At 71.3% G+C, this 25,116-nt stretch carries 18 protein-coding genes; 13 read left to right on the forward strand and 5 right to left on the reverse strand.

Annotation, left to right across the window (positions count from 1 at the left end; all coding sequences use genetic code 11):
• Positions 1-4: 4 nt before the first annotated feature.
• The 4 genes from ACIBH4_RS18695 to ACIBH4_RS18710 are packed head-to-tail and all read right to left on the reverse strand — an operon-like array spanning position 5 to position 6,025.
• Positions 5-1,828 carry a glycosyltransferase gene (locus ACIBH4_RS18695; protein ID WP_362767815.1) on the reverse strand — a complete coding sequence of 608 codons (1,824 nt, stop codon included), beginning with the start codon at positions 1,826-1,828 and terminating at the stop codon, positions 5-7.
• Positions 1,825-3,759, reverse strand: a complete 1,935-nt coding sequence (locus ACIBH4_RS18700; protein WP_362504595.1) for a glycosyltransferase — start codon at positions 3,757-3,759, stop codon at positions 1,825-1,827. The genes ACIBH4_RS18695 and ACIBH4_RS18700 overlap by 4 nt, the downstream gene beginning before the upstream one ends.
• The gene (locus tag ACIBH4_RS18705; RefSeq protein WP_362767812.1) at positions 3,759-5,546 is read right to left on the reverse strand and encodes a glycosyltransferase; all 1,788 of its coding nucleotides are present in this window, start codon (positions 5,544-5,546) and stop codon (positions 3,759-3,761) included. The genes ACIBH4_RS18700 and ACIBH4_RS18705 overlap by 1 nt, the downstream gene beginning before the upstream one ends.
• Entirely contained in the window at positions 5,543-6,025 is a 483-nt protein-coding gene (locus tag ACIBH4_RS18710) for a hypothetical protein (protein ID WP_362504601.1), read from the reverse strand. Before ACIBH4_RS18710 ends, ACIBH4_RS18705 begins: the two co-directional genes overlap by 4 nt.
• A gap of 409 nt (positions 6,026-6,434) precedes the next feature.
• On the opposite strand from ACIBH4_RS18710, the gene ACIBH4_RS18715 reads away from it, so the two are divergent.
• Positions 6,435-8,186 carry a glycosyltransferase gene (locus ACIBH4_RS18715; protein ID WP_362767809.1) on the forward strand — a complete coding sequence of 584 codons (1,752 nt, stop codon included), beginning with the start codon at positions 6,435-6,437 and terminating at the stop codon, positions 8,184-8,186.
• 80 nt (positions 8,187-8,266) lie between these two features.
• Here the strand turns inward: ACIBH4_RS18715 and ACIBH4_RS18720 are convergent, their stop codons facing one another.
• A complete protein-coding gene (locus ACIBH4_RS18720; RefSeq protein WP_362504607.1) occupies positions 8,267-9,838 on the reverse strand; it encodes a glycosyltransferase in 1,572 nt (523 codons plus the stop codon).
• Between the two features lie 213 nt (positions 9,839-10,051).
• Here ACIBH4_RS18720 and thrC point away from each other — a divergent pair, with 213 nt between their 5' ends.
• The 12 genes from thrC (at position 10,052) to glyA (ending at position 25,116) form a co-directional block, all read left to right on the forward strand.
• Complete coding sequence (thrC, locus tag ACIBH4_RS18725; RefSeq protein WP_362504610.1) at positions 10,052-11,110, forward strand: threonine synthase; 1,059 nt, start codon at positions 10,052-10,054, stop codon at positions 11,108-11,110.
• 52 nt (positions 11,111-11,162) lie between these two features.
• The gene (locus ACIBH4_RS18730) at positions 11,163-12,179 is read left to right on the forward strand and encodes a homoserine kinase (RefSeq protein WP_362504613.1); all 1,017 of its coding nucleotides are present in this window, start codon (positions 11,163-11,165) and stop codon (positions 12,177-12,179) included.
• 467 nt (positions 12,180-12,646) lie between these two features.
• Complete coding sequence (gene rho / locus ACIBH4_RS18735) at positions 12,647-14,710, forward strand: transcription termination factor Rho (protein WP_362767806.1); 2,064 nt, start codon at positions 12,647-12,649, stop codon at positions 14,708-14,710.
• A gap of 263 nt (positions 14,711-14,973) precedes the next feature.
• Positions 14,974-16,293: a sensor domain-containing protein gene (locus tag ACIBH4_RS18740; protein WP_362767804.1), complete on the forward strand. Its 1,320-nt coding sequence runs from the start codon at positions 14,974-14,976 to the stop codon at positions 16,291-16,293.
• Positions 16,294-16,306: 13 nt separating this feature from the next.
• Positions 16,307-16,951 carry a response regulator transcription factor gene (locus tag ACIBH4_RS18745; RefSeq protein WP_350948603.1) on the forward strand — a complete coding sequence of 215 codons (645 nt, stop codon included), beginning with the start codon at positions 16,307-16,309 and terminating at the stop codon, positions 16,949-16,951.
• A 277-nt stretch (positions 16,952-17,228) separates the two neighbouring features.
• Positions 17,229-17,447, forward strand: coding sequence for a 50S ribosomal protein L31 (rpmE, locus tag ACIBH4_RS18750; protein WP_350948554.1), 219 nt, complete (start codon positions 17,229-17,231; stop codon positions 17,445-17,447).
• Positions 17,448-17,551: 104 nt separating this feature from the next.
• Entirely contained in the window at positions 17,552-18,604 is a 1,053-nt protein-coding gene (prfA, locus tag ACIBH4_RS18755) for a peptide chain release factor 1 (RefSeq protein ID WP_362504623.1), read from the forward strand.
• Between the two features lie 9 nt (positions 18,605-18,613).
• Entirely contained in the window at positions 18,614-19,468 is an 855-nt protein-coding gene (gene prmC / locus ACIBH4_RS18760; RefSeq protein ID WP_362504626.1) for a peptide chain release factor N(5)-glutamine methyltransferase, read from the forward strand.
• A 10-nt stretch (positions 19,469-19,478) separates the two neighbouring features.
• Positions 19,479-20,144: an L-threonylcarbamoyladenylate synthase gene (locus tag ACIBH4_RS18765; RefSeq protein ID WP_362504629.1), complete on the forward strand. Its 666-nt coding sequence runs from the start codon at positions 19,479-19,481 to the stop codon at positions 20,142-20,144.
• Between the two features lie 167 nt (positions 20,145-20,311).
• Positions 20,312-23,071, forward strand: a complete 2,760-nt coding sequence (locus tag ACIBH4_RS18770; RefSeq protein ID WP_362767801.1) for a hypothetical protein — start codon at positions 20,312-20,314, stop codon at positions 23,069-23,071.
• Between the two features lie 177 nt (positions 23,072-23,248).
• Positions 23,249-23,629, forward strand: coding sequence for a hypothetical protein (locus ACIBH4_RS18775; RefSeq protein WP_350948559.1), 381 nt, complete (start codon positions 23,249-23,251; stop codon positions 23,627-23,629).
• Positions 23,630-23,850: 221 nt separating this feature from the next.
• Complete coding sequence (gene glyA / locus ACIBH4_RS18780; RefSeq protein WP_362504635.1) at positions 23,851-25,116, forward strand: serine hydroxymethyltransferase; 1,266 nt, start codon at positions 23,851-23,853, stop codon at positions 25,114-25,116.

Genomic DNA, 25,116 nt, shown 5'->3' on the forward strand with positions numbered 1-25,116 from the left:
GACGTCAGGGGCCCTCGGCGAGCCTGCGGAGGCGGCGGGCGGCGCGGGCGAGCAGGGAACGCTGCTGGGCCTGGCGCAGGGCGACGGCCTCCAGACGGCGCTGCTCGGCCTTCTCCTTCCACCTGACGGTGTCCCGGCTGCCCTTGGCGGCCTTGGAGCGCAGCTCCTTCAGTTCGGCCTTGAGCGCGACGACCTGCCGCTTGGCCCGCTCGGCCTCCTTCGCCCGCGACTCGGCCGCGGCCTTCCAGCGCGCGGCCTCCCTGTTGCGGTTGGTGGCCCAGTAGGGGTAGGCCTGTGCCGCGGGCCGCAGCTTCCACGACTCCGCGTCCAGCCAGGTCGCCCCGTGCAGGTCGGCGATCACGTCGTCGAGCCGCTCGCCCTCGCGGGCCACGCGCATCGCCCTCGCGACGGCGGAGGTCCGCTCCAGGCGGGCGGCGAGGACCCCCGACTCGTCCTCGTCCAGCGCCACGAGCAGCAGGCCCTCGTCCTCCTTCTCCGCCCGCTCGATCAGCGTGGCCAGCGAGTCCGCCCCCGGCACCCAGCCGGCGGGGCAGAGCAGGCGGAACGGCGCGGGCGCGGAGGTCGCGGAGACCTGCTCGGCGAAGGAGACGCGGCCGTCGTGGGCGTACTGGCCGCGCAGCAGCCGCAGGTCGAGCAGCGGGTCGTCCAGCGGGGCCGGACGCTCGCCGGTGAGCGACCTCCACGGCCCGGTGAGGGTGACGTGCACGTCGGGCAGGGTGCTGGCCAGTGCCCCGTCGACGCTCGCCCTGACGTCCTCGAAGGAGGCGCCCTCGGCGTCCACCACGACGTCGACGTAGGGCACCAGCCACTGCCTGCCCGCGTCGGTGCGCAGGTGGCGCCGGTACGGGATCCGGTCGGCGATGAACGGGTCGTTGTGCCGCCTGACGTCCGCGGGTCTGCGCATCGCCGTCGTCGTGCCCAGGTGCCAGCTCAGCGCCTCGGCGTCGGGGACGAACACCGCGCCCGTCTGGGTGAGCCGGTAACCCAGCTCGGTGTCCTCGCCGAGGGTGAGGGAGGTGTCCAGCCCTCCCGCCTCCCTCAGCAGGACGGCGGGCAGCGAGACCGTCGCGCCCACGTGGACGCGGTGCAGCAGTGAGCTGGGCGCGTCGCGGAAGCCACGGTGGGTGGCGATGAGCTCGCCGATCCAGTCGTGCCCGTGCTCGGGGTCCTCCTCGAAGAGGGAGTCCGCCCTGTCCTTGGCGACGGCGATCTGGACCTCGGCCGGGGTGGGCGGTGTACCCGCCATGGCGGTGAAGCGCAGTGTCCCCGTCACCACCAGGTAGCCGGCCAGATGGTGCCAGCGCATGTGCGCCTCGACGTGCTCCCGGTAGGAGACGATGTCGGCGTCCATCCGGTGGATCACCTCGCCGTCCGCGACGGCCACGCCGGTCTCCAGGGCCCAGGCGATGCCCCGGCGACCTGGGGCGTTGCCGACGAGCCGGGTGTGTTCCGGGGCGATCTCGGGAAGCCGGAGCGGGGGCGCGCTGCCGTCGTCCACGACGATCACCTCGAGGAGGTGGGAGGGGTAGGTCTGGGCGGCGAGCGCGGCCAGCGTGAGGTCGAGCCTGTCCTGCCGTCCCCGCGCGGGGATCACCACGCTCACCGGCAGGCGCGGCTCCCACGTGCCGGGCGCGGGTGCGGGCAGCACCCCGTAGTCGTTGCCCGGAATCCGTGGCGTGGCGGCGTCGCCGACGAGGACCCGCGACGTGCCCGCGGCGCCTCCTGGGGCCGGAGCCGGGGCCGGTGTCGGTGTCGGGTACGGCGCGTCGGAGACACGACGTGCGTCAGAGGGGGGCGGCGTGCTCACGGCGTCTCCGTGGAGAGTTCCATGAGCGCGCTGGGCCGGAAGCCGCGCCACTGGCGCTTGTTGCGCCGCAGGAACGTGCCGATCGGCTCGCGCCAGGTGTGGTTGGCGACGTTGCCGCGCCGCAGGATGTAACCCAGTCCCTGAGTGCGGTAGATCTGCCCGCCCGCGGCCTGCACGGCGTGCTGGAACTGGGCGTCGATCGTTCCCGGCATGGGACGGAAGCCGCCCACGGCCTCGAAGGCGGAGCGTTCGGAGAAGATGGTTCCTCCGGCGATGAAGTTCGTGATCTGCTCGGTGATCTGCTCGCGGTGGACGGTCACCCCGATCGAGGCGAGATAGACGAACTCGGGGACCATGCCCACGACCTGGGCTCCCGAGTAGGAGTGGGCGAGCAGCAGGTCGGAGATGAAGTCGGGCCCGTACCAGTCGTCGTCGTCCATCTTCAGCAGGAACGACCCCGACGCCCTCGCCGCCGCCTGGTTCAGCACGGTTCCGAACACGGTCTGTTTGTCGGCCTCGACCACGGTGATCGGTCGTTCGAAGGACGCGAGGGCCTCGGCGACGCCCGGATGCGTCGCGGGGACGCCGTGCAGGGCGAGGATCACCTCGAAGGTAGCGCCGCGCTGCCTGGACAGTTGCCTCAGCGCGAAGCCCACCATCTCCGGGCGGCGGGTGACGAGCAGCACCGAGACCGTCGCCGCGGGCGCCACGGGGGCGCCCAGCTGCTCCCATCGGGCGCGGACGCCGTGCAGGCGCAGCGCCTCGCGGCGCAACCGGATGCTGTGCTCCTCGCGCTCCAGGTCGTCCTTGAGAGCGGGCTCGTCGACCGAGGTGATCAGTCTGGCCAGCTCGGGGCCGAGGGCGCCCGCCCAGCGCGGCACGGCCTCACAGATCAGGGGAACCCCGGCCGCGGCGAGTCCGGTGACGACCCGCAGCGCGGCGGCGGGGCCGGTGTGGCTGTGCCGCCAGTCCACCCGCACGCCCCTGACCTGCCTGACCCGGCTGACGTCCACGTCCGTGACGCGGCCGGAGGCGTCGAAGGAGGTGAGCGTCCCACCCCCGCAGGTGATCGTCCAGCGCCCGGACTCGGAGGACAGGTCGGCCGTGCCGAGGGTCGGCACGGTGACGAAGTTCATGGGGTTGACCGAGCGGCTGTCGACCGGGGGGATGGTCCAGGGCTCCGACAGGTCGCCGATGCCGTTCTCCAGGATCTTGCCGCCACCGGGGCGGCCGAGTCTCTCCCAGGTCATCAGCTCGGCGACCGGGCGGTCCACTGTGGTCTCGCCGGTGGGATCGGCGCCGGACCAGGGTGGCGGCTCCTCGCCGACCGCGCGCACGACCAGGTCGGCGCCGCGGGCGCCGAACCTGTCGGGAACGGGCCCCGTGAGGGGTGCGGGGGCCGCGTTCGGGTCGCCGGGGCGCCAGTGGGCCGCTCCCGGACCCGCCAGCGCGCCGACGGGGCCGGCGACGGCGTCCATCCGGTGCCCGCCGAACGCCCTCGCGGTCGCGGCGAGCGTCCGCCCGGCGGGCACCGGTTTGGAGAAGCTCGCCTCGACCACCCAGGCGGGCTGTTTCGGCTGGTGGACGCGGAGCTCCACGAGCGCGCGCCAGCGGTGGGCCGGGGTTGGGGACAACACCGGCGCGGTGTACCAGTGCGGCGTCTCCAGCACGGCGACGACGACCCGGGGGGCCATGGCGAGCAGCGACTGCAGGCTCGCGGCCCTGCGGACGTCGGTCGCGGTGCGGGCGAGCACCAGGATCTCCGCGGCGCCCTCCTCGGCGCGCGGGAGGCCGTCGAGGTCGCCGTCGAGGTCCATCGCCCCGTACGCCTCCAGCTCGCCGAGCGTCTCGAAGCCCGCGCAGTAGACGAGGACGCGTCGCTTGCCGCCGCGCTCCCTGGCGGCGCGGACCAGATCGATCAGAAGGGACATCAGCCGGTCTTCCCTCGCAGCCTGGCCGTTGAAATGATCTTTTTGAGTGGCCCGCCCCGCAGCTCGTCCTCCAGGCGCGCGTTCTTCGCCCGCAGGCGTTCGGCCTCGGCGCGGAGGCTCTCCACCTCGCTCCTCAGGTTTTCCGCCTCGCGCCTCCGGCGCGCGGAGTCGGCCCGCCACTTCGCGGTGTCCCCGGCGACGGGCTCCGCCTCGCCCGCGGTCGTCACGCCGACCTCGGCGGCGCCCACCCAGAGTGAGCCGAACAGCTCGTGGACGACCCCGTCGATGTCACTGTCGATGTCCCCGTCGATGTCCCCGTCGATGTCCCCGTCGATGTCCCCGTCGAGGTCACCGGCAGGATCACTGCCGAGGCTCCGGCGTCCGTCGCCGCTCACGTCGTCACTCACCAGCGCGGCCCTGGCGAAGGCGGCGGTGCGTTCGAACCTGGCCGCCCTCACCCCGGAAGGCCCCTCGTCGAGTGCCACGCTCAGCAGCCCGTGCTCCTCGCGTTCGGCGAGTTCGACCAGTTCGGCCAGGCTTTCCGCGCCGAGCGCCCATCCGGCGGGCAGGGTGAGCCTGAACGGCGCGGGAGCGGAGTCGGCGGGCGTCTCCTCGGTGAAGGAGACGCGTGGCTCGTGGACGTACAGGTTGCGTACCAGGCGCAGGTCGAGCAGTGGCTCGTCGAGGGAGGGGCGGCGCCCGGTGGGGAGGTCCGCCCACGGCCCGACGACGGTGACGGCGACGTCGACGAGGGTGCCCGCGAGCGCGGAGTCCACGCTCGCCCGGACGTCCTCGTAGCAGGCGTCGCGGGCGTCGACGACGACGTGCACGTACGGCACCAGCCAGGTCCTGCGCGGGTGGGTGCGCAGCCAGCGCAGGTCGGGGATGAGGTCGGGCAGCACCGACCAGTTGTGCCGGTGCACCTCCTTCTCCCGGATCATGACCGTGGAGGGGCCGAGATGCCAGCCGCGGGCCTGCGGGTCGGGGATGAAGACCGCGCCCGCCTGCGCGAGGCGGAAGCCGAGATCGGTGTCCTCGGCCATGTTCAGGGTGGTGTTCACGCCGCCGACCGAGCGCAGCAGCGCCACGGGGACCGAGGTGGTGGCGCCGGAGTGGAGCCGGTAGGCCCCGGTGCCCGCGTCCCGCAGCCATCGGGTCTCCTCCAGCACCCTGGCCCGCCACTCGTGCGGCGTGGACTCCTCGAACAGCTTCTCCGCGTCTTTGGCGTCCACGGCCGAGAAGACCTCGTCGGCCGAGGGCCCGATCCCGTCGGGGGTGAAGCGGACGTCGCCCATCACGACGGCGTAGGGGAGGAGATGGTGCCAGCGCATGTGCGCCTCGACGTGCTCCCTGTCGAGGATCATGTCGGAGTCGACCCAGTGCAGGATGTCACCCGCGGCGGCGGTGGCGCCGGTCTGGCGGGCCCAACCCCGGCCCCAGCGGCCCTCGGGCACCCGGACGAGCCTGGTGTTGGCCGGGGTGATCTCGGGGACGCGCAGCGGCGGGTCGCTGCCGTCGTCGACCACGACCACCTCCATGAGGTGCGCGGGGTAGGTCTGCGCGGCCAGCCCGGCGAGCGTGCGGTCCAGGGCCTCCTGGCAGTCGTGCGCGGGGATCACCACGCTCACCCTGAGCCGGGGCTCCCACATGCCCAGGTCGGGCGGGAGCAGGGAGCCGTAGTCGTTGTGCCTCACCCCGGCGCGCGGGACGGCGGCCCGCTCGTCGCGCGGGCGGGTGGGAGAAGCGAGGGAAGCGGTGCCGGGGGTGGCGAAACCAGTCCCGGTCACGCCTTCTCCTCCGCTTTCTCCCGCGCGTCCCGTTCGGTTCTCGCCTCCACCGCGGCCAGGCGCGGCAGCAGGTCGTGAACCATCTCCTCGATTTCCTGATGCCGGGGTACGGAGGCCAGCCGATCCTCTCCCAGGGAGACCAGGATCGCCTGCAGATCCTCGTCGCGCTTGTGCTCGTGCTTCTTGAGCAACTCGACGATCTCGTCCAGCCGACGGTCGAGCCGCTGGGTGGCCGCCTTGACCGTGGCCAGTTCCGCCTCGTAGCGCTTGACCCGGGCGTCGATCCGCTGGGCTTTTCCGTCGACCCTGCGTACGGTCGCGACCGCGAACACCTGGACGGCGAGCACCGTCGCGATCGCGCCGAGCACGATGGCCGCCGTGACCGAGATGATCTCGAAGCTCGCGAGCAGTGTCAGCGCGATCAGGAACACCGGGCCGAGTGTCGCCGCCAGAAGCGTCAGTTTTCGGGGCGTGGACATCCGCGCTTACCTTCCGTGCCGCTCTGTAACTTTACCTGTCCTTGTCAGTGGTAAATGAGGCTATCGGCTTCTCAAGTGCAAATACGTCGACAAATAAGAAATTCGAAGGTTCCTGTGACCTGTGTGACAGCTGTGAGCCTTTAGTAGTGATCCTCAATGTCAAGTGGGAAGTGTGGTGAGAAGGGATCTTCCCGCCTCGCTATCCTTCGCTCGTGCCCGCGCAGCCGACCTCCCCCTCCCCGCCCTCTCCGGCCACCCCGGCGGGCCTCCCGCGAGCGAGCGCCCACCGCGCCGGCGGCCCGGATCATTCACCACGACACCCGGTCCCGAGGCTCCCTCGACACCGGCTTCCCTGCGTCGCCTCGAACCCGGGACGCGGTCCTCGCCGGAGCCCGACCCTGGAAGCGCCATGACAGCACGGATCACCGGTAACGACTATCGGAGCCTCACGCCGGCCGCCCTGGGCTCCCTGACACCCTCGCTCCGGGTCAGCGTCGTCGTTCCCGCCTACGGTGACCAGGAGAAACTCGACCTCGCACTCGCCGCCCTGGCCGCGCAGACCTACCCCGCGGCCCTGACCGAGGTGATCGTGGTCGACAACGGCAGCAGCCCGCCGTTACGGCTGCCCGCGCTGCGTCCCGAGAACACCCGCCTGATCGTCTGCCCCGTCCCCGGCCGCGCCCACGCCAGGAACGCCGGGCTGTCGGCCGCCACCGGCGACGTGATCCACTGGCTCGACTCCGACGTCGTACTGGATCGCAGGTCGGTCGAGGCGCACATGCGCTGGCACCACGCCGCCCCGTACCTCGTGGTCACCGGATACCTGCGCTTCACCCCGGCGGCGCTGCCGGCCCCCGAGGTGGTCGCCGCCGCCGACGACCTGGCCAAACTCTTCGAGCCCGCCGAGCCGCACGCCTGGCTGGTCGACCTCGTCGAGCGCACCGACGGCCTCACCGCCAACCCGCACCGCGCGTTCAGCCTGCACGTCGGCGGCGCGACCTCGGTCAACGCCGCGCTGCTCGCCGCCGCCGGGCCGATGGACACCGACCTGATCCTCGGCCAGGACACCGAGATGGGCTACCGGCTCGCCCAGGCGGGCGCCGTCTTCGTCCCCGAGCCGCTGTCGCGCGCCTTCCACCTGGGCCCGACCATGCGCATGCGCGACAAGGCGCCGATCGACCGGGTCAGCCACGCCTTCGTGGCCGACCGGATCCCGTCCTACCGCTGGCTCCGTTCCCATCCGGCCAGACAGTGGAAGGTGCCGTACGTCGAGGTGGTCGTCGAGCCGGGAGGGCCTGGGCGGTACGCCCACTACGCCTACGACGAGGTCCGCGCCACCGTCGACGCCGTGCTCGCGGGCACCGTGCCCGACGTCGCGGTCACCCTCACCGGGCCGTGGGACCGTGTCGGCGTCGAGGGACGCGCCCCCCTGCGAGACCCAGACCTGGACCTGGTGCTGATCCGCGGCCACTACACCCACGAGCCCAGGGTCCGCTTCACCGAGGAGACCCCCGCGGCCTCCCGCGACCGGCCGGGGTCCTCGACACCGCCGAGTCCCGCCTGGGCGGTTCCGTACCGTCTCCGGCTGCCCGCGGGGTGGGTGCCGGGCGAGGACACTCTGGCCCGGCTGCTCGACCTGGCCGCGGACGAGGGATACGGCCTGGTCTCGGTACTGCTGGCCGAGGATGACGGCACCGGCACCGGCACCGGCACCGACAGCGCTGACGGCACCGGCGGCACGGGCTCGGGACGGGCGGTCGTCGCGGCGCGGCTGGAACGTGCCGCCGCGTTCGCGCGCGCCGCGATCGTGCTGAGGGAGGGGGAGGACCTCGACGACGCCGTGGACGACACCTTCGGCGTGATCTGGGTGGACGGTGAGACCTACGGGTTCGCGCCGGAGGCCCGTGCCCTCACCGGCCGCCGCAGCGCCTACCGGGTCAGGAGCGAGGCGGAGGCCGAGGTGGCCCGCCTCACCAAAGAGGCGGAACGGCTCCGCGAGCAGGCGGTCAAGTGGCGCGACGAGGCGGGTCGTTGGCGCAGGAGCACCGTCGAGCTGCGCCGCGAGGTCGGCACCCTGCGCAAGGAGCTGGCCGCGGCCAGGAAGGTCGTCCAGTACGGGCTGCTGTCCTCCGTGAAACGGGTCATCACCCGCCGTCGCTGACGACGTGGCCGCCGCTCGGTTCCTGAGCGCGGTGCGGAGCTCCGCGTCCGGGAGACGCCCTGGGGACCTCCGCCCGCCGCTCAGCTCCTGAGCGCGGTGCGGAGCCTGCCGAGGAGGGAGCCGCGCCCCTCCGGGCGCATCCCCTCCTGGTGCCGCTCCTGCCCGGGAGCCCGCTCCGCCACGGGTCTCGCGGGTTCCCGCCCCCGATCCGGGGCCGGACTTTTGGATGTGGCCGGAACCTGGGCGGGCGGAGGATCGGGGATCGGGGAGGCGGGCCAGAACTCCGACCGGTCGCCGCGCCGTACGCCGTGGGTGGCCTCGATCGACGCGGCGACGTCGTCCGCGCCCAGCAGCCTCGCCCGGCCCAGTGCCTCGGTCCGCTCCAGCCTCGCCTCGCCGTCGTCGCCGAGATCGGCGACGAGCATGCCGGAACGGTCGTCCTGCATCACGCGGATCATCCGCTCCAACGTCTCACGTCCCAGCGGCACCGAGACCGGGCCCGTGTAGCGGAACGCGATCGGGGCGGGGGTCGCGGAGATCTCGTCGGCGAACCGTATCCGCTCGTCGTGGGCGAAGTGCTCGCGCAGCAGCCGCAGCTCGAACAGGGGATCGTCCAGCACGGGGCGGCGCTCCCCGGACAGTTCCGACCACGGGGCGACCAGGGTGACGATCACGTCGCCGAGCGACCCGTCGAGCGCCGCGCCCACCGCCTCGCGCACCTTCTCCCAGGGCCCGTCGGCGCGGAGCACCACCTCCACGTACGGGACCAGCCAGTGGCGGCCCCGGTCCTTGCGCAGGTCGCGGCGGAGCGGCACCCGATGGGCCAGGTATGGGGCGACGACCCGCACCGCCCGCCCCGGGTCGCGCCGCTGGGCGGGAAGCCCCAGGTGGACGGCCTGGGCGGCCATGTCGGGGACGAAGACCACGCCGTGCGCGGCCAGCCGGTAGGCGAACTCGGTGTCCTCCCCCCGCAGCACCCCGGGGTCGACCCCGCCCACGGCCTGGAAGATCTCGCGCCGCATCGACACCGTCGGCCCCGTGCACACGTGGTAGGGGTTGCGGCTGGCACGCAGGCCGTTGGTGCGGGAGATCGTCTGCTCGGTGGAACTGGGCAGGGCGGCCGACAGGTCGAAGAGGGACGCGAGCGAGCCCGCGCGCACGCCCTCGTGGACCCGCGCGGCCGTGAGCGCCGGCTCCTCGACGAACTTCTTCGCACCGATCGTGACCAGGTAGCCGGCCAGGTGGTGCCAGCGGGCCAGAGCCTCGATGTGCTCGCGGCAGACGACCATGTCGGCGTCGAGGCGCTGGATGATCCGCCCCTCCGCGAGGGCGGCACCGGTGTTCACCGCGTGGGCGATCCCCCAGCCCGAGGAGCCGGTGGTCACGATCCTGGCGCCACTCGGGGCGATCTCCGGCAGCCGCAGCGGCGGTTCGCTGCCGTCGTCGACCACGATCACCTCCATGAGGTGATCAGGGTAGGTCTGCGCGGCCAGGGCGGCGAGGGCGAGGTCGAGCCTGTGCTGCCCGCCGTGGGCCGGAATGATCACGCTCACCGGGAGTTCCGGATCCCACGCGCCGAGCGCGGGCGGATCCAGGGGTGAGTAGTCGTTGTGCCGGATCGGCGGCAGGTCCGCCGCCGTGCCGCCCGTCATGATGTGGCACCCCTTGTCTCGATTCCCCGTCTGTCAAGCCCTGTCAAGGCTCGCAGACCATATCGGCTGATCCTTAGAGTTCCCTGGAGAGACGCCTGGCTTGTCCATTTGGTGGACATCGCATCCCGGAGCCGAGCGCGTTGCCCGTAGACTCGTTTCCCAATACCGCAGGTAGCACGCGCACGGATAGGCCGTGCGCGGTGAGGAGCAATCATGACCAGGGCGTGGCGTGGCCTCATCGAGGAGTACCGTGACCGACTTCCGGTGACCACGGCGACGCCCGTTGTCACGCTTCTGGAGGGCGGCACCCCGCTCGTCCCGGCGAACCGGGTGTCGGCGCTGACCGGCTGCGAGGTCTATCTGAAGGTCGAGGGCCTCAACCCGACCGGAAGCTTCAAGGACCGTGGCATGACCATGGCGATCAGCAAGGCCGTCGAGGACGGGGCGAAGGCCGTCATCTGCGCCTCGACCGGCAACACCAGCGCCTCCGCCGCCGCCTACGCGGTCCGGGCGGGCCTGACCTGCGCCGTGCTGGTGCCCCGAGGCAAGATCGCGATGGGCAAGCTGGCCCAGGCACTGGTCCACGGGGCCAGGCTGCTCCAGGTCGAGGGGTCCTTCGACGACTGCCTGGAGATGACCAGGAAGCTGTCGGAGAACTACCCGATCGCGCTGGTCAACTCGGTGAACCCGTTCCGGCTCCAGGGCCAGAAGACCGCCGCCTTCGAGATCGTCGACGCGCTCGGGGACGCCCCCGACATCCACTGCATCCCGGTCGGCAACGCGGGCAACATCTCGGCGTACTGGATGGGCTACACCGAGTACGCCGGGGACGGCGTCGCGACGAGGACGCCGCGGATGTTCGGCTTCCAGGCCAGCGGTGCCGCGCCGATCGTCAACGGCGCGCCGGTGACCCACCCGCACACGATCGCGACCGCGATCCGCATCGGCAACCCCGCCTCGTGGCAGCTCGCCGAGGCCGCCCGTGACGAGTCGGGCGGTGTGATCCAGGCCGTCACCGACCGTCAGATCGCCGCCGCGTACAAGCTGCTCGCCCAGGAGGAGGGCGTGTTCGTCGAGCTCGCCTCCGCCGCCAGCGTGGCGGGCCTCCTCCAGGCCCACGGGCAGGGCCTGGTCGAGCCGGGACAGCGCATCGTGTGCACGGTGACCGGAAACGGCCTCAAGGACCCCGACTGGGCCATCTCGGGCGCCCCCACGCCGGTGACGATCCCGATCGACGCGCACGCGGCGGCCACCGCCCTCGAACTCGCCTAGTCGAACCTCAAGCTCGCCCAGTGAACCTCACGTGAACCTCAGGAGAAGCGACGTGCCCCTCACGGCCCCCTCGGGGACCTCGACGACCGGCGGCACGGCGAAGGTGACCGTCCGAGTCCCCGCGACGTCGGCCAATCTGGGGCCCGGATTCGACACGCTGGGGCTCGCTCTGGACCTTCACGACGAGATCGAGGCAGAGCTGTTCGACCCCCAGGGCGGGCCGGACTCCCAAAGCGTCGACATCGTGGTCGAGGGCGAGGGAGCCGCGGAACTCGACCTGGGCGAGGGGCACCTCATCGTCACCACGATGCGCGCGACCTTTGACGCGATGGGTCTCCCACGGCCGCGCGGCATCCGGCTGCGCTGTCTCAACCGGATCCCGCACGCCCGCGGCCTCGGCTCCTCGTCCGCGGCGATCTGCGCCGGAATCCTCGCCGCCCGCGCCCTCGCCGCCACCCCGTACGCGCGAGACGACCGTGGCGGGGATCAGTCGCCGGAGGGGCCGGCCGAGCTGACCGACGACGCCGTCTTCGCGCTGGCCACCGAGATCGAAGGGCATCCCGACAACGTGGCGCCGTGCCTGGCCGGTGGGTTCACCGTGGCGTGGACGGACGCCGGGGGTGTGCCGCACCTGGTACGGCTGCCGCCCCACGAGGCCCTCAGGCCCGTGGTCCTCATCCCCGCGCACCGGCTGTCCACCGAGATCGCCCGCGGGCTGCTGCCCAAGGACGTCCCGCACGCCGACGCCGCCGCGAACGCGGGAAGGGCCGCACTGCTGGTCGCGGCGCTGACCGCCAGACCCGAGCCCGAGTTGCTGCTCGCCGCCACGCAGGACCGTCTCCACCAGGATTACCGCGCCCCGGCCATGCCGGGGACCGCCGATCTGGTGCGACGGCTGCGCGAGGCGGGGGTCGCCGCGGTCGTCTCGGGAGCGGGGCCCACGGTTCTTGCGTTTTCAACGGTGAATACGCAGGATTTGATCGCACCGGAAGTGGGTAATGACTGGCACATCCAGCCACTGGATGTCGAAACCAGAGGCGCCCGCGTTGTTTCTCTTGAGACACGCTGACACCTCTTCGACCCTCAGGGAATAGCTGTGTGCGCTGGTGATGTTAGGCTGATAGCCGCACCAGGTGCCCCGCGTTGGGTGCGTGCTTGTCAGCCACACATCGCTGTGCCATGTCTCACCTGGTGAGACATGGGCGCCGCAGTGGCCTCCCCGAATCCGTTGCCTCCGAATGCCCCATATTTCGGTAGGGGCATTGAGAAGCGGCGTTGTAGGGGGACATGCGCGTTCGAACCACCTCGACATCTGGTTGCCGGTAGCAATCCGGGGGGTGTCCTCCAAGTCCCACCGTCGGCGATTCTCGATGGTGACGGCCTGGATCCGCCCTTCTCCGACAGTGGCGGCGGCTCTCGATGGGCCGTCGAGGATCGCAACGTGCAACCCGACCCGGTCTGTCCCACCGGGTCGATCGCACCACCGGGACGATTGGCTGATCATGGCCACGCCCGACCCCTGGGAAGGACCCATTAGTGAGCGACACCACCGAACTCCTCTCCGACGTCACCGGCACGGCGCCGGCGTCCGGCGACACCCCCACCCGCCCCGCGGCCAAGCCGCGCCGTCGCTCCGGCACCGGCCTTTCCGCCATGGTGCTGCCTGAGCTGCAGGCCATGGCCTCCGGGCTCGGCATCAGCGGGACCGGGCGGATGCGCAAGAGCCAGCTGATCGCGGCCATTCAGGAGAAGCAGGGCGTCTCCACCGAGAGCGCCCAGGCTCCCGCCGCCGTCAAGGAGACACCTGCCGTGGCCGCCCCCGCCGTCGTGGCCGAGCCGGTCGCCGAGCGTCCGGCGCGCACCCGCAGGGAACGGTCCCGTCCCGTCGTGGCCGCCGAGCCCGTCGTGGAGCAGGCGCCCTCCGCCCCCACCCCCGAGCCCGTGGCCGCCGTCGTCGCGCCCGAGCCCGTCGTGGAGCAGCAGACCATCGAGACCACCCCGGCCGAGGGTCGTGGCGAGCGCGAGAGCCGTCGCGAGCGCGGCGAGCGCCGTGGCCGCAACAGCGAGCGCCGCGAGCGTGGCGAGCGTGGCGACAACCGCCCCGACAACCGGACCGACGGCCGCGCCGACCAGCGCGCCACCGACGCCGGCCAGAGCCGTGGCGAGCGGACCAGCGACCGCGGCGAGCGGACCAGCGACCGCGGTGACCGTCTCAACGACCGCGGTGACCGTCTCAACGACCGCGGTGACCGTCTCAACGACCGCGGTGAGCGGACCAGCGACCGTGGCGACAGGGGCGAGCGAGGCGACAGGGGCCCGCAGAACCGAGGCCCGCAGGACCGCAACGACCAGCACGGCGTAGGCGACGACGACGACCGCCGTGGCCGCCGTGGCCGGTTCCGCGAGCGCAACCGCCGTGGCCGCGAGCGGTTCGACAGCAACGAGCCCGTGGTCGGCGACGACGACGTCCTCATCCCGATCGCCGGAATCCTGGACATCCTCGACAACTACGCGTTCGTGAGGACGAGCGGTTACCTGCCGGGCTCCAACGACGTCTACGTCTCGCTGGCCCAGATCCGCCGCAACGGCCTGCGCAAGGGTGACGTCGTCACCGGCGCCGTCCGCCAGCCCCGCGACGGCGAGCGCAGGGAGAAGTTCAACGCGCTCGTCCGTCTCGACACGGTCAACGGCATGGACCCGGAGCAGGCGCGGCAGCGGCCCGACTTCAACAAGCTCGTCCCCCTCTACCCGCAGGAGCGCCTGCGTCTGGAGACCGAGCCGAACATCCTGACCACCAGGATCATCGACATGGTGGCGCCGATCGGCAAGGGCCAGCGCGGTCTCATCGTCTCCCCGCCCAAGGCGGGCAAGACGATGGTGCTCCAGGCGATCGCCAACGCGATCACTCGCAACAACCCCGAGTGCCACCTCATGGTCGTCCTCGTCGACGAGCGTCCGGAAGAGGTCACCGACATGCAGCGGTCGGTGAAGGGCGAGGTGATCCACTCGACCTTCGACCGCCCTGCCGAGGACCACACCACGGTCGCCGAGCTGGCCATCGAGCGCGCCAAGCGCCTGGTGGAGCTCGGCCACGACGTGGTCGTGCTGCTCGACTCGATCACCCGCCTGGGCCGCGCCTACAACCTGGCGGCCCCGGCCTCCGGCCGTATCCTGTCCGGTGGTGTCGACTCCACCGCGCTCTACCCGCCGAAGCGTTTCTTCGGCGCCGCCCGCAACATCGAGAACGGCGGCTCGCTGACGATCCTCGCCACCGCGCTGGTCGAGACCGGCTCCAAGATGGACGAGGTCATCTTCGAGGAGTTCAAGGGCACGGGCAACCTGGAGCTCAAGCTCAACCGGCAGCTCGCCGACAAGCGGATCTTCCCCGCGGTGGACGTCGACGCGTCCGGCACCCGTAAGGAGGAGATCCTCATGGGTAAGGACGAGCTCCAGATCATCTGGAAGCTCCGCCGCGTGCTGCACGCCCTGGACATGCAGCAGGCCCTTGAGCTTCTCCTGGAGAAGATGAGGGAGACCAAGTCCAACGCGGAGTTCCTGCTCCAGGTGCAGAAGACGACGGTCAGCTCCGACCGCGACTGATCGTCCGCCGTACGTCGAACGCCCCGGCCCCTCCGGCCGGGGCGTTCACGTTTTCCAAAGCCCTTGTGTGACCCCGTACTTCGGGATATCCCTACTTCAGGACCCCTTTTCCCCGTGACTCCCGTGCCCGAGACGGTCGCGGGTGTGGACGGCACGCGAGGAGGGCGGCGCGCCGGAACGGACGGGCGCGGGGGGACGCCGGGGACGGCGGGGACGGCGGGGACACAGATGACGAGGGTGGGCATCGGGGACAGAGGAGGCGCATGACGGTCGAGACGCTGGGAGGCACGACCCCGGTCAGGACGCCGCTCAGGTGGCGTGTCCCGCTCGGGCCGAACGGCCCCCTGGGCATGCTCGTCGACCCGATGACCTGGCGGGCCGTCCCCTACCTGCTGGTGAGCGTGTTCTACGGCCTCGCCTGCTTCGCGTTCCTCGCGTCCGTGATCCCGGCCTCCCTGGTGATGGTGCTCGTGTGGATCGGGCTGCCGCTGCTCGCCCTGACCATGCTCGCCTGGCGGGGCGCCGCGATGCTGGAGCGCCGGTTCCTGCGCCTGGCCTTCGGCGTCGACATCCCCAGCCCCTACCGGCCCTCCGAGGGCGACAACCTGTTCCTGCGCTGGAAGGACATGTTCGTCGACCCCGCCACCTGGAAGGACCTGCTCTACCTGTTGTTACTGCTGCCGATCGGAATCGCGGAGTTCACCGTCACGGCGGTCCTGTGGGTTCTCGGACTGGGCCTGACGTTCGCGCCACTGCCCCTGCTGCTGGCCGGGCAGCCGATGACGCCCATCGGCGGGCTGCCGATCGACAGCGGGCCGCGGGTGCTGCTGTGCGCGTTGATCGGGGCCTGTTTCCTCCTCGCCGCCCTGTACGCGACCCGGGGCATGGCCTGGTTGCACGTCCTGTTCGGCGTCGCCCTGCTGGGGACGAGTGAGAAGAACCGGCTGGCGGCCCGCGCCGCCCACCTGAGGGCCAGCAGGGCCCGCGGGGTGGACGCGGCGGAGGCCGAGCGGCGCCGGATCGAACGGGACCTGCACGACGGCGCCCAGCAGCGGCTGCTGTCCGTGGCGATGGACCTGGGCCGGGCACAGGCCAAGCTGGACTCCGACCCCGACGCCGCGAGGGAGCTCCTCGCCCAGGCGCACCGGGGCACCAAGGCCGCCATCGCCGAGCTGCGTGACCTCGCCAGGGGTATCCACCCGGCGATCCTCACCGACAGGGGGTTGAGTGCGGCCCTGTCGTCGCTCGCCGCCCGCGCGCCCGTACGGGTGGACCTGTCGGTGGAGGTCTCCCACCGGCCGCCGCCCGCGGTGGAGAGCATCGCCTACTTCGTCGTGGCCGAGTGCCTGAGCAATCTCGCCAAACACTCCGAGGCCACCGAGGCGTTCGTCCGGGTGAGCCGCGAGGGGCAGCGGGTGATCGTCGAGGTCTACGACAACGGGGTCGGCGCCGCCGTGCCGCGGCCGGGCAGTGGCCTCGCCGGGCTGGCGGACCGGGCCGCGACCATCGACGGCACCCTGAGCATCGACAGCCCGCTGGGCGGTCCCACGATGATCAGGGCGGAGTTGCCCTGCGAATGGTGAGAACGTGGAACCCATGCGGGTGGTGATCGCCGAGGACTCGGTGCTGTTGCGTGAGGGACTGGCGAGGCTCCTGGCGGACGGGGGCATCGAGACCGTGGGGGTGGCGGGCGACGGCCCCGGGCTGGTGGCGGTGGTCGACGAGCACGACCCGGACCTCGCCGTCGTCGACGTGCGGATGCCGCCGACCCATACCGACGAAGGGCTGCGCGCCGCACTGGAGGCGAGGTCCAGGCGGCCGGGGCTGCCGATTCTCGTCCTGTCGCAGTACGTCGAGGAGCAGTACGCCACCGAACTCATCGGCGGCGGCGCCGCGGCGGTCGGCTACCTGCTCAAGGAGCGGATAGCCGACGTGGCCGAGTTTCTCGACGCCGTACGCCGGGTGGCGGCCGGTGGGACGGTCATCGACCCCGAGGTGATCGGACAGCTCCTGAGCCGCCAGCGCAGGGGCGATCCCCTGGAGTCCCTGACCGCGAGAGAGAGCGAGGTCCTGGCACTGATGGCGGAGGGGCGCTCCAACACCGCGGTCGCCGGACGGATGCTCGTCACCGAGGGTGCCGTGGAGAAGCACATCTCCAGCATCTTCTGCAAACTCGGGCTGGAGCCCGCCGCCGACGATCACCGCCGTGTCCTCGCCGTGCTGGCGTACCTGGGACGGTGACAGCCTGGAGCGCCCGGTTTCCTCGCGGAGGTCCGCCTGGCGCGGCCTCCTTGCGGATATCGGGCCAGGCGGGGGCCGTGAGCGGGCTGGAGGGGCAGGTCACGGGGGCGGGGAATGTCTTGTGGCCTGGGATGGTTGGAGGATCTGGCACACTGGTAGCCGAACCGTAGCGGTTCCGGTTCCCGCCCGCGCGCACCTCGGTGTGCTCAGCGCGCAAGCCCTACAGGCGAGAGACAGTGGCGACCCGGCGACCGCGTTTTGGAGAGGAAAAGGCAACATGAAGCCCGACATCCACCCGGAGTACCACGCCACGCAGGTGACCTGCACCTGTGGTAACTCCTTCACCACCCGCAGCACCGCCAAGAACGGCGTGATCCACGCCGACGTGTGCTCCGCCTGCCACCCCTTCTACACGGGCAAGCAGAAGATCCTGGACACCGGCGGCCGGGTGGCGCGCTTCGAGAAGCGCTTCGGCAAGAAGCCCGCGGGCCAGTAGCTCTCATCTCGGCGCCGGCTCGGATAACCCCCTTCGCGGGGTGCCCGGGTCGGCGTTCGTGGTGATGAGGCAGGCTGACAAGGGCTTTCAAGGAAGGACGCACGGTGAATCTCGACGAGCTGCTCAGTGAGTACGCCGAGCTGGAACTCAAGCTCGCCGACCCCTCCGTGCACGCCGACCAGAAGCAGGCACGCACCTTCGGCAGGCGCTACGCCGAGCTGACCCCGATCATCGCCACCTACCGCGAGCTTGAGGGCGTCCGGTCCGACCTCGGCACGGCGAGGGAGCTCGCCTCGGAGGACGAGGGGTTCGCCGAGGAGGCGAAGGAGCTGGAGGCCCGGATTCCCGAGCTGGAGGAGAGGCTCAGGCACCTGCTCGTCCCGCGCGATCCCAACGATGACAAGGACATCATCATGGAGATCAAGGCGGGCGAGGGTGGTGAGGAGTCCGCCCTGTTCGCCGGAGACCTCCTGCGGATGTATCTGCGGTACGCCGAGCGGATCGGCTGGAAGACCGAGTTGATCGACGCCACCCACTCCGACCTCGGCGGTTACAAGGACGTCACGATCGCCCTGAAGGCGAGGGGCGACGAGGGCGTCTGGTCGAGGCTCAAGTTCGAGGGCGGCGTGCACCGCGTCCAGCGGGTCCCGGTCACCGAGTCGCAGGGGCGCATCCACACCAGCGCCGCCGGTGTGCTCGTCTACCCGGAGGCCGAGGATGTCGACGTCCAGATCGACCCGAACGATCTCCGTATCGACGTCTACCGCTCCAGCGGACCCGGCGGGCAGAGTGTCAACACCACTGACTCGGCCGTGCGGATCACCCACGTTCCGACGGGTGTCGTCGCCTCCTGCCAGAACGAGAAGAGCCAGCTCCAGAACAAGGAGTCGGCGATGCGCATTCTGCGGGCACGCCTGCAGGCGATCGCCGAGGAGGAGGCGAACGCCGCCGCCATGGCCGAGCGCAAGTCCCAGATCCGCACGGTCGACCGCTCCGAGCGCATCCGCACCTACAACTTCCCGGAGAACCGCATCTCCGATCACCGTGTCGGTTTCAAGGCCTACAACCTCGACCAGGTGCTCGACGGGGATCTCACGGCCGTCATCCAGTCCCTGCTCGACGCCGAGATGGCGGAGAAGCTCGCCGCCCATTCATAGAACGCGCCCATGACCTTTCTGCTGGACGAGATCGCCCTCGCCACCGCCCGGCTCGCCGAGGCAGGTGTGCCGTCTCCGCGCACCGACGCCGAGGAGATCGCCGCGTGTGTGCACGGCGTACGCCGCAGCGAGCTGCACACGGTGAAGGACTCCGACTTCGACGCCCTGTTCTGGGAGGGCGTCGCCCGTAGGGAGTCCCGCGAGCCGCTCCAGCACATCACCGGGCGGGCCTACTTCCGCTACCTGTCCCTGGAGGTCGGGCCCGGCGTGTTCGTGCCGCGCCCGGAGACCGAGGTCGTGGTGGGCTGGGCGATCGATCGGCTGCGGGAGATGGACGTCGCCTCGCCCGTGGTCGTGGATCTCGGCACCGGTTCGGCCGCGATCGCGCTGTCCATCGCCCAGGAGGTCGCGCTCGCCACCGTGCACGCGGTCGAGGTCGATCCCGGCGCCTACACCTGGGCGAAGCGCAACATCATCGAACACGGCCAGGGCCGTGTCCACCTGCACCCCGAGGACCTGGCCGACGCCCTCTCGGAGCTGAACGGCCAGGTGGACCTGGTGATCTCCAACCCGCCCTACATCCCGCCGGGCGCGATCCCCCGCGACCCCGAGGTCCGCGACTACGACCCGCACCGCGCGCTGTACGGATCGGGGAGCGACGGCCTCGACGAGGTCAGGGCGGTGGAGCGGACCGCGAGGCGGCTGCTGCGCCCCGGCGGGTTCGTCGCCGTGGAACACGCCGACCAGCAGGGCACTCCGGTCTATCTGATCTTCTCTGAGGAGAACGGCTGGCGCGACGTCCGCAGCCGCCAGGACCTGACTCGCAGGGACCGCTTCGTCACCGCTCGATTCGGCCAGGAATAGGATGCACGCCGTGAGCCGACGTTATGACTGTATGGATGCCGACCAGCGAGCCACGGGCCTGGTCGAGGCCGCGTCCGCCCTCCAGCGGGGTGAGCTCGTGGTGCTCCCGACCGACACCGTCTACGGTGTCGGCGCCGACGCCTTCACGCCCGCCGCGGTCACCGCCCTGCTGGAGGCGAAGGGACGCGGCCGTGACATGCCGGTTCCCGTGCTGGTCGGGACCGTCCGGGCCGCGAACGCCCTGGTGGAGAACCTCGGTCCGTACGGCCAGGATCTCATCGACTCCTTCTGGCCGGGGCCGCTCACGCTGATCTGCCGTGCGAACCGGTCGCTGTCGTGGGATCTCGGCGACGCCAAGGGCACCGTCGCGATCCGGATGCCGCTGCACGCGGTCGCCCTCGACCTGCTCAAGGAGACCGGCCCGCTCGCCGTCTCCAGCGCCAACCGCTCGGGTGCCCCCGCGGCCACCACCGCCGCCGACGCGGAGAAGCAGCTCGGCGACTCGGTGTCGGTCTATCTCGACGCCGGGCCGTGCGAGAGCGACATCCCCTCGACGATCCTCGATCTGACCACGGCGGTGCCCAGGCTCCTGCGGCGTGGGGCGATCGGCGTGGAGAAGCTGCGCGGCGTGATCGGCTACGTCGCCACGGACACGGGCCCGGAGCCCGGCAACTGACGGTGAGGACAGTGTGAGGACACGGGCGAGCGCCTCTACGGGGGCGCCCCGACGTCTGAGCGCGCGTTCCCGGCATATGCCGTGATCCATGCCATCTGATTATCACCGTGACGCCGGGCTGTCTCCCCGGTACCTTGAAGTGGGCCGACACTTCCTGGGAGACGTCCATGGGCAAGTTCGAAGGAATGGACCCCAAGCTGGTCCGCGATCTGTTGTCCGAGGTTCAGCGGGCGGCCGAGCGGATGCGGGACGTCGAGGGCAAGGTCTCGCAGCTGATGAGCGGGGCGGGCCTGTCCTCTCAGTCGACCCACAGACCCGTCCAGATCGCCGACGCGTGCGACGTGATGGTCCGCGACGTCTCCGCCCGTGTGGCGCTGCTGGAGAAGAAGGTCAACCAGAACGCGACGGCGCCCCCCACCGAGCCGAAGGCCGGGGACACGAAGCCCGAGGCGGGCTCCCAGGGCGAGGGCGCGAAGCCGGAGACGGGCTCTCAGAACGGTGCCAAACCGGAGAGCGGTTCTCAGAACGGCGCCAAGCCCGAGACCCCGAAGGCGGACGACCTCAAGCCGGCCGTCGGGGCGGACGACAAGCCCCGCGTCGGCGATCAGTCGGCGGAGACCACCCAGCGCGACGATCCCAAGGACTCCTCCAAGCCCGACAGCAAGCCTGACTCCAAGCCCGACAGCAAGCCTGACTCCAAGCCCGACAGCAAGCACGACTCCCCGAAGGCCGACGAGGCCAAGCCGGAGGCCGGTTCGAAGAGCGACGAGACCTCCCCGCGGGATGATCGGAAGGAGACGCAGAAACCCGAGGCGTCCGGGTCAGACGACCGGAAGCCGGAAACGGGGTCGAAGGCCGACGAGACCTCTCCGCGCGAGGGGGAGAAGGCCAAAGAGGAGCGGGAGGGGGAGAAGGCCAAGGAGGAGCGGGAGAAGCCCAAGGAGACCGCGAAACCGACTGAGACCGCACCGCGCGAGACCCCCAGGCCCGATCCCACGCCTGAGCCTCCCAAGGCGGAGCAGCCACGCCCTGAGCCTCCCAAGGCCGATCCGATGCCTGAGCCTCCCAAGGCCGAGGAACCGCGTCACGAACCTCCGAAGGCCGAGGAGCCGCGTCCTGAGCCTCCCCGCCCGGACCCCGTGCCGGAGGCTCCTAGGGACGATGCCGTGCCTCCGTCAGAGGTGTACAACCCGGACTCCCAGTCCGTACCGGACGTGCCGAGGGGCGAGGACACGCGGCCGGAGGCCCCCGCGCCGGGTCGCGTCCCCGAGATACCGAACGTCGAGGGCGCGCCCATGCCAGGCGCCCCGAACGCCGAGGGCGCGGAGGTGCCCAGGCAGGATTCCGCGCCCGCGCCGGACGTCCCCAGAGCCGAGGGGACGCATCCTGAGACGCCGAGGGTCGAGGATCTGAAGCCCGCGGTTCCCGGACCGGGGGAGAACCCGCAAGGGGGAGGGCAGCCCGTCGACACCGCGCCGCGCGAGACGCCCGACCTCCCGCGTATGCCCGAGGCTCCCAACCCGGACACCGCCCCCGCGCCCGGGACGCCGCAGGGGGACTCCACGCCCACGCCGGAGCCGCCCAGGGCCGACGACAGGGGGACGGAGGTCATCAACTCGGGCGACACGACGCCGCGCGGGCAGGATTCGACCGGCACCGTGCCCGTGAACGATTCCGACGCCAAGGGCGACACGGGGTCCAAGGGTGACGAGACGACGCCGCGAGGCGATTCCACGGGTAACGCGCCGGACGCCAAGGGCGACACCGGGTCCAAGGGCGATGAGACGACGCCGCGAGGGGACTCCACGGGTAACGCGCCCGACGCCAAGAGTGACACCGGGTCCAAGGGCGATGAGACGACGCCGCGAGGGGACTCCACGGGTAACGCGCCCGACGCCAAGGGCGACACCGGGTCCAAGGGTGACGAGCGCTCGCCCAGAGACGGGGGAGGGTCGTCCGGCGACACCGTTTTCGACACCCCGAGGAAGGATCATCCCGACGACATCGACCAGAGCGGCGATTCCAGGGCGAAGGTCGTGGAGGTCGACGGGGTGAGGGTGCTCCAGATCCCGCTCGACGCGCCCACGGCGGCCGAGGTCGACGAGCTGCTGAAGAACATCGAGGACATCCCGCCACTGGAGATGCCGGGTGTCGACAACGTCTCCGTCACCGCGGGGCAGCCCGGCTGGGTCGAGCCGCACGAACCGCTCGATTCCGCCAAGCCCGCGTACCCGCTCCTCGACACAGCGGGCCCGACCACGGACCAGACCGTCCAGCCGCCGGGCACCGGTGGCGACGCGACTCCCCAGTCCACCGGTACGACCTCGGGCGAGCCCGCCGCGCCCAGGCCCGCCGATGTGACGCAGGGAGACTCCCCTTCCCGGTCCACCGGTGAGGACGCGCTCCGGCCCGTCGGGACGGCTTCGGGCGAGCCTGCGATCCAGACGGCGGGTACGTCCTCGGGTGAGGCTGTCGCGCGGCCGGACGGGATGCGGGTGCCGGCCGTCGGCGACGCGGTTTCCGCTGTGGCGCAGGATACGGCGGGGGTTTCCGGACAGGCGGCGGGAGCGGTTCCCGAGGGTGGGTCCGCGCAACCGGACGCGCAGCCGCCCGTGCGACCGGATACGCAACCGGATGTGCGGCCGGTCGCACAGCAGGACGGGGGTTCGGTCGCCCGGTGGGCGAACGACGGCGGTGACGTCGTCACCGCAGAGGCGGGTCCGCTCGACCTCGACGCGCTCAAGACGCTCGCCGACAACGCCCGCGAGATCGAACCGCTGGAGATGCCCGGCGTGAGCGTGCCCGACGGGGAGACCTGGGGCGAGGGCGCCTGGGCGCCCATGGACATCCGGCCCGACGGTCCTGCGGGCGATGTGGAAGCGGGAGATCCGCTGCGGCCGATCCCGCCTCCGGGGGGCGGCCGGTGACCGTCGCGAAGGCGACGCCGAGGCGGCGAGCGGGTAGGTGAGAAGCGCCTGGGAAGCGGAGGGCGGCAGGCAGGGAGTGTGGCAGCGGGTCGTCCTCGTCCTTGAGCGTGGTCAGCGAGCAAAGAGGGTCAGTGAGCAGGAGGCAGGGAGCGTGTCAGCGAGGGTGAGGAGCCTGTGATGTTCGTGGATCCACCCGCACCGCAGCCGATGCAGCCGGGGGAGACCCCTCCGGCCTCGGCCAGCACCGGTCTGCCGTCCCCGGACGCGGCCACGTCGTGGGAGTTCAACCCCGACTACCAGCGGCTGGTCATGATGTGGAGGCAGGTGCTCCCCGTGCTCGACACGCTGACCTCCAGCCTGGACAAGGCCTACCAGCTCGCCAGGAGCAGCGATGTCTGGGACGCGCCCGTCTCCGGCCGCTATGTCGAGGACATGACGGAGTGGCGCACCCGTCTTGGCCTCTATCGGCAGGCGGTCCTGACGTCGATCAGCGACCAGGCGGCCGACACGCCGAGGTGGGTGCCGGTCAGATCCGGAGCCCCGCACGCGTTCTCGTGAGGTGGCCCCGTCGGTGGTGTCGATCTTCCGGGAGACGCGGTCTCGTGGGAGGGTTCTCCGGGCGGCGTCGTGTCTTCGTGACAGGTGTTCCTGTGATGCGGTCCCCTCGATGGGGGCGTTCCCTCGCGACACGCTTTCCGGGGCGGCGCGTCCCTGACGTGGGATAACCGGGCGGGGCGGGCTTACAGTGGGGGTGAGTCGTCGTCTTCGGGGTGTGAGCCATGGGCGCAGAACCGTACTACGGGCCGGATTTCGGTCTCCTGCAGCGCGAGGACCCGGAGATCGCGAGTGTGCTCCTCGACGAGCTCGACCGGCTCCGTGGAGGCGTCCAGCTGATCGCGAGCGAGAACTTCACCTCACCCGCCGTGCTCGCCGCGCTCGGCTCGACGCTCACCAACAAGTACGCCGAGGGTTACCCCGGCAGGCGTTACTACGCCGGGTGCGAGGTCGTCGACCGGGCCGAGCGGCTCGCGATCGACCGCGCCAAGCTGCTGTTCGGCGCCGAGCACGTCAACGTGCAACCCCACTCCGGCGCCTCGGCGAACCTGGCCGCCTACGCGGCCCTGCTCCAGCCTGGCGACACCATGCTCGCGATGGAGCTGTCGCACGGCGGCCATCTCACGCACGGCTCCAAGGTCAACTTCTCGGGACGCTGGTTCGACGTCGTGGCGTACGGCGTGCGCAGGGACACCGAGCTGATCGACTACGACGAGGTGAGGGAGCTGGCGCTTCGGCACCAGCCCAAAATGATCATCTGTGGCGCCACCGCCTATCCGCGTGAGATCGACTTCGCCGCTTTCCGCGGGATCGCGGACGAGGTGGGCGCCTGGCTGCTCGCCGACGTCGCGCACACCGTCGGCCTGATGGCCGGGCGGGCCCTGCCGTCCGCCGTGCCGTACGCGGACGTGGTGACCTTCACGACGCACAAGGCGCTGCGCGGTCCGAGGGGCGGCGGGATCATGTGCACGGGGGAGCTGGGGCCCAAGATCGATCGCGCGGTCTTCCCGTTCGTGCAGGGGGGCCCGCTCATGCACGCGGTGGCGGCCAAGGCGGTCGCGTTCGGCGAGGCGCTGCGGCCGGAGTTCGCACAGTACGCGCGGCAGGTGGTGGCGAACGCCCAGGTGCTGGCCGACGCGCTCGCCGCCGAGGGCATGCGGCCGGTCTCCGGGGGCACCGACAGCCATCTGGCACTGATCGATTTGCGCGATGTCGGGATCTCCGGAGCGGTGGCCGAGCAGCGGTGCCAGGCGGCCGGGATCACGCTGAACCGCAACGCGATCCCCTACGATCCCGAGCCGCCCACGGTGACCTCGGGGATCCGGGTCGGCACCCCCTGCGTCACGACCCAGGGGATGGGGCCCGAGGAGATGAAGGAAGTGGCCTCGATGGTCGCGCAGGCCATCCGCGACCCTGACGCGACGGGTGAGATACGGGAGCGCGTCGAGGTGCTGACGAAGGCTCATCAGATATATCCCAGCGAACTATGA

The organism is Streptosporangium sp. NPDC050284, from assembly GCF_044459525.1.
In the GTDB taxonomy this organism is placed as follows: Bacteria; Actinomycetota; Actinomycetes; order Streptosporangiales; family Streptosporangiaceae; genus Streptosporangium.